4 protein-coding genes are annotated in these 4,745 nt (G+C 41.3%); 3 read left to right on the top strand and 1 reads right to left on the bottom strand.

Annotated features, from left to right (window positions below):
* Positions 1-185: 185 nt before the first annotated feature.
* Both I6E26_RS10860 and I6E26_RS10855 read left to right on the top strand, forming a co-directional pair.
* Complete coding sequence (locus I6E26_RS10860; protein ID WP_235321884.1) at positions 186-1,070, top strand: LysR family transcriptional regulator; 885 nt, start codon at positions 186-188, stop codon at positions 1,068-1,070.
* Between the two features lie 143 nt (positions 1,071-1,213).
* Positions 1,214-2,440, top strand: a complete 1,227-nt coding sequence (locus I6E26_RS10855) for an MFS transporter (protein WP_235321883.1) — start codon at positions 1,214-1,216, stop codon at positions 2,438-2,440.
* A 312-nt stretch (positions 2,441-2,752) separates the two neighbouring features.
* Here I6E26_RS10855 and tnpB read toward each other — a convergent pair whose 3' ends face one another.
* A complete protein-coding gene (gene tnpB / locus I6E26_RS10850; RefSeq protein WP_235321882.1) occupies positions 2,753-3,871 on the bottom strand; it encodes an IS200/IS605 family element RNA-guided endonuclease TnpB in 1,119 nt (372 codons plus the stop codon).
* A 262-nt stretch (positions 3,872-4,133) separates the two neighbouring features.
* Here tnpB and I6E26_RS10845 point away from each other — a divergent pair, with 262 nt between their 5' ends.
* Entirely contained in the window at positions 4,134-4,586 is a 453-nt protein-coding gene (locus I6E26_RS10845) for a MerR family transcriptional regulator (RefSeq protein ID WP_235321881.1), read from the top strand.
* Positions 4,587-4,745 lie beyond the last annotated feature (159 nt).

Here is a 4,745-nt window from a genome sequence, read left to right as displayed (position 1 = left end):
ATCAATATAGCGCGAGCGTGCCTGTAAGGGTATATGCCATGCCTACAGAAAGTGTATAAATAAATTGCCTCATCAAATGTTCCACGTGAAACAACATTCCTAATTTATCTATTTGGGCTATAACTTGACGGAATTAGCACTTAACTGTATGATAAACCAGTAGATTTTGAAAACAAGGTGATGCCATGATTGAATTGCCAACTATACAACAACTAAAATGCCTGCTATGCTACGGCAAAGAAAACAATTTTACCCGAGGCGCACAGCAGGCCAATATTACCCAGTCTGCCTTTAGTGCCCAAATCAAAAAGCTGGAGGAAACTGTGGGCATGGAGCTTATTCAGCGCACCAACAAAGGAAGTCATCTAACTCCCTCTGGCGAAAAAATGCTGGCCATTGCTGAAAAACACCTAACAAATTTGCAACAGGAAATATTAACGCTTCGCCAAGAACAACAACAGGAGCCTACTCTCCTCAAAATCGGAGTTATGCGAACTCTAGGTGATGTGCTGATGAATCGTCATGTACAACATTTCCAGCAGGAAAAGAACCCCATCGACCTAGTGGTTTATGATATGGAAAGCAGTGAAATCTTAACTGACCTGCGGGATGATAAAATTGATTTAGCCTCCGTCTATATGATTCATCCCAAGCCCTTTGCAGAATATGAACAGGTACATTTAGTTTGGGACCAAATGGCTTACTACGCTCCCTGCCTGAACATATCAGATAAGCAAATAAGCCGCAGTACTATTATTAACCATCCTATGGTATATTATCCCACTAATTATTTCATGGAACAAACTATCGGCGAGTATTTTGCCTATGGAAAGCCACCTCGTGCTGCTACCCTTTCTACTCCCTATGCCATGGTACACTTCTGTCAACAAAATCCTGCTGGAGCCATTCTACCACAACGCCTGATAGAGGCTCTGGACATCAACCAAGGAGTTTATACCCTACAGGAGCCATTGTTGATGGATAATTGCATCGTATTTAAAAAGGACACGCCTAAGAGAACAGATATAGAATTTTTTATCAATTATTTACGTCCTTACTTTGCAGATTGATTTTCTTCAATAGCTGTTATCGTTTTTTGCGATAACAGCTATCTTTTTATTGCGTTATACAAATATCTTCATATTCACTATAATCTAAAGCGTTTTCTTTTTATTAATAGGGTATAAGAATAAGAAAGGCTGATGATTATTTTATGGAAAAAGAACCCTTATGGACACGAGGCTTTGTACTTGATACATTTATCAATCTAGGCATTTATATCATCTATTATATGCTTATGGTAGTTATTGCCGTGGAGGCATTGCACATGGGCGCCACTGTAGCAGAGGCTGGCCTGGCGACTGGCATCTATATTATCGGTGTACTGCTGGCCAGATTAGTTGGTGGCCGCTATATTGAATTAATGGGCCGTAAGAAAATGCTCTACGCCGGGGTGATTTTTTATCTCCTGACCACAGTTCTCTATTTCGCTTTTAATTCTATGACTACTCTATATGGGGTGCGACTGCTAAACGGCATTGGCTATGGCGTAGCTGCTACGGCCACCGGTACTATCATTGCCGGCGTTATTCCCCAGTCCCGCCGTGGCGAAGGCATCAACTATTTTGCCCTCAGTCTCAGCTTGGCTGCTGGTGTTGGTCCTCTGTTGGGCATGCTGCTACAGGATTATTTCAGCTTTGCCCATATCGTTAATTTCTGTATTGCTATCTTAGGTGCCTGCCTTTTGGCTACATTCTTCCTGCCTGTAGAAGAAATTGAACTTTCTCCCGAAAAGCTGGCAGAGCTAAAATCCTTCCGGTTGGATAATTTTATTGAGCCTAGAGTATTGGCCATTTCCACCGTTGCCTTTTTCATGGGTATCTGCTATTCCGGTGTGCTTTCCTTCTTGGGAGCCTATACCAAGGAATTAGGACTTGATGGCGCCGGCCCTGTATTTTTCGTAGTCTACGCCATTGTTATTACAGTCATTCGCCCCTTTGCCGGTGTAATGTTTGACCGCAAGGGTGAGGATTTTGTTATGTATCCTTGCTATTTGGCTCTGTTTATTGGCCTGATGCTTCTAGGACAGGCTCAGGGCATGGTGCTGATGATTGCAGCCAGCATCTTTATCGGCCTTGGCTATGGTACTTTCATGTCCAATGGTCAGGCTATCTGTGTTAAGCTTACCCCAGCCTATCGCTCTGGTATTGCTGTTTCCACCTATTTCATCATGCTGGATGTAGGCCTAGGCTTTGGCCCTTATTTCTTGGGAGCTTTCAAGGAAATCATCGGCTTTAATGGTATCTATGAGGCAACTGCTGTAGGGGCTTTAGCCTGCGCAGCAATTTATTATTTGGCCTATGCTAGAAAACGGGACAGAAATAGTCAGGATGAATTGGCTGAAGATGATTCTATGGAGCAAACCTTGGAGATGGAATAACCGTCCCTAATATATCCTCAAAGACAAAATAGCATATGTAATACAAAGGAGATGTTTCACGTGAAACATCTCCTTTTTTTGTTAAACAGTATGTAACCCCATGAGGGTTCTTTCCCTGCAAGCCCTCAAAATATTTTCCTTATGTTCCCATGTTTTATATGTTGTGCTTTCGCCCTCTGTTGACACTCCCCATGCCTAAAGGCAGGGGATTCTTGGTTCCCTGAGCACTGCATATAGGCCGTGGCCTATATGTCTTACACGCTCTCCCCAAGCGTAGATTTCCGTGTGTCCCACGGTATTTTATTCTTTAGCTTATGCTGATTTCTGCATTTCCAAGGCTTTTCTTAAAATATTCCTAGCAGCGTTTACATCCCTGTCATGCTGAGTATTGCACTGTGAACAGGTCCATTTACGAATACCAAGATTCTTTGTAGCCCTATTTTGATAGCCACAGCAGGAACAGGTTTGGCTGGATGGGTAGAATGTGTCCACCTTCACCAAATCACAACCATAGAGCTTGGCCTTGTATTCCAGCATACGGAAAAATTCAGCCCAGCTTACATCAGATATGGCTTTGGCTAATTTGTGATTTCTCAACATATTCTTAATCTTTAAATTTTCTACCGCAATCAACTGATTTTCTCTTACAAGATTAGTTGATTCCTTATGCAGGAAATCCTTGCGGATATTGGCTATCCGTTCATGTAATCTGGCCACCTTGATTCTAGCCTTGTTACGGTTATTACTGCCCTTGGCCTTTCTTGACAGTTTTTTCTGCAGACGTTTTAGCTTTTTCTCCATTCGTTTTAAAGCCTGTGGATTGGCTACAGTATTTCCTTGGTCATCGGAACAGAAGTCTTTTATACCAACATCAATTCCAATCTGCTGGCCATTATTCCTACCCAGCAACGACTCAATATCCATCTCTACGCACAATGAAACAAAGTATTTTCCCGATGGGGTACGGCTGACAGTGGCATTTAGGATGCGCCCCTCAAATTCTCTTGATAGCTTGGTTTTCACTATGCCGATTCTGGGGAGCTTGATATTACCGTCAATGATACGGATACCCCCTGACTGGTTTCTGGTACGATAGGACTGATTGTGGCTGTGCTTAGACTTGAATTTTGGATAGCCAGACTGCTTCTTAAAGAAATTCTGAAACGCCTTGTCCAAATTTCTCAGGGCTTCCTGCAAAGCCATACTGTCAACAGATTTCAACCACACGAAATCTGGATTGCATTTCAGCTCTGTCAGCAAACGGCTGGACTTTACATAGGTCACAGCCTCATGCTTTTCCTGCCAGTTATATCGTCTGACAGCAAGAAAATGATTATACACAAAGCGTGCACACCCTAATGTCTGATTTATGATTTTTTGTTGCTCTGCATTTGGATATATTCTAAACTTGAAACCCTTTGCGTACTTCATTTTCTCACCTCTTTTAGAAATTATGTTTGTGTGTATATTTTATCATATTTACAGAAAACATACAATCGAACAGCAAGAAAAATCATTAGCATTTTTTGTCCACCGTCAATTGCTTACGCAAATTAGGTTTTACGGCGCTTTCTGATAATTTTCCTCCTTGTTTTCATTTCTTGAATCACATCATTTCATATGCTATACTAACAATAATCCCTAAACCTAGCTTTAGGTTAATATGTTTTTAGAATAATTTTGGAGGCATACCATGTACACAATTGGACAAGTAGCAGAAATGTTTGATTTACCCATTTCCACGCTTCGATATTACGATAAACAAGGACTTTTCCCGCAACTCATACGGGAATCCGGTATTCGTAAATTCAGTGAAAATGAAATTGAGGCCTTGCGAGTAATCGAGTGCCTAAAGAAATCCGGTCTTGAAATCAAGGATATCAAGCTCTTTATGGATTGGTGTGCAGAAGGTCCTGCCACTTATTCCGACCGTTTTCAGCTTATTCGAAATCAAAAAGAACGCGTGGAAGCAGAAATCAAACAGTTACACAAAACTTTGGATATGCTGAAGTTTAAGTGCTGGTATTACTCTAAGGCCATGGAAGATGGCAATGAGGATACTGCAAAAGCATCCATCCCATATGGTCTTCCAGAAGATATTCGTGCAGCATATGACAATTCCCATACACAATCATCTGATAAATAATCCAAAGTATGTGTCATTATAATTCTACCTCTATGTGCTATGCTTTTGCCCTCTGTAGATAAAGCTTCAGAAGGTATTTTTTTGCAAAATTCTGATTTGCCGAGCTATCTCTCTCCCTAGACTTGTGAATATAATTCTGAATGTCAAAGTTTCTCGAAA

Origin of the sequence: Anaerovibrio lipolyticus (assembly GCF_021531495.1) — a bacterium.
In the GTDB taxonomy this organism is placed as follows: domain Bacteria; phylum Bacillota; class Negativicutes; order Selenomonadales; family Selenomonadaceae; genus Anaerovibrio.
This window is presented reverse-complemented; position numbering and strand designations above follow the sequence as displayed.